The 702-nt window shown below is 66.4% G+C and carries 2 protein-coding genes and 1 pseudogene; all 3 read right to left on the minus strand.

The genetic code is table 11. The features are described from left to right. Positions 1-323, minus strand: a pseudogene (locus KVT32_RS28040) (hypothetical protein); the annotation flags it as partial. Between the two features lie 3 nt (positions 324-326). After that, on the minus strand, positions 327-443 hold the full coding sequence (locus tag KVT32_RS28045; RefSeq protein WP_082601397.1) for a GpE family phage tail protein: 117 nt from the start codon (positions 441-443) through the stop codon (positions 327-329). 8 nt (positions 444-451) lie between these two features. Continuing rightward, positions 452-702: phage tail assembly protein (locus KVT32_RS28050; RefSeq protein WP_217619191.1), on the minus strand; the 251-nt coding region annotated here is incomplete at its 5' end.

A 702-nucleotide genomic window follows, 5' to 3' on the forward strand; every position in this document is an offset into this window, starting at 1 on the left:
TTGAGCTGCTGGGCTGCGCGCACCGCCTGGTTGAATTCCCGCGTCATGGCGCGGGGGGGGTTGGTGGTCCCTTGCATCTGCTGCGCGTGCGTGGCAACACGCTGCTGCGCGGTGGCCAGCTCGGCGCGTGTGGACTGAAGGCCGCGAGTCAGCTCGCGGAATTGGCCAACCTCGCGCTGTGCAGCGGTGAGCTGCTTGAGCTTCCCGCGCAGGTCGGCAACGCCCTGCGCGGACGTGCCGGCCGTGTTCCTGATTTTCTGCAGCGGTCCAGATAGCTTGTCCTGCAGGGCCGCGATGACGCGAAGCTGTAGCGCCTTGTCCATCGTTTACGTCTCGGGTTGGTGGCGTACGCGCGCGCGTTCGCGCCAGTCGGCCAGCTCGGCCAGGTCCATCGTGTCCATCGCGGCCGGCGGCCAGTGAAAGACCATGGCGATATCCGCCATGGCGTCCTCTACGGCGTTTGGATAGCCAGCCGTTCCGCCTTGCTCATAAAAAAACTGGCGAGCGTTGCCCCCGTGTTCAGCAGGTCGGCCGGGTCAAGGTCGTTGATCTCGGCCGGCGTCAGAATGGGGTCGCAGACGCGCGGCAGCACAGTGCGCAGGGCTTGGACATCGACCTGTACCAGCGCCATGAGAGTGACGCCGCGCAGCGCGCCGGCGTTGGGCTTGCGGATCAGCAGACGCTTGATTTCGCCGCTGCTGC

This window comes from Achromobacter sp. GbtcB20 (assembly GCF_019091095.1).
GTDB lineage: Bacteria > Pseudomonadota > Gammaproteobacteria > Burkholderiales > Burkholderiaceae_B > Achromobacter > Achromobacter mucicolens.

Coding starts and splice junctions, on each gene's coding strand:
- KVT32_RS28045 (WP_082601397.1), bottom strand. CDS start 443: ATGGCGGATATCGCCATGGTCTTTCACTGGCCGCCGGCCGCGATGGAC.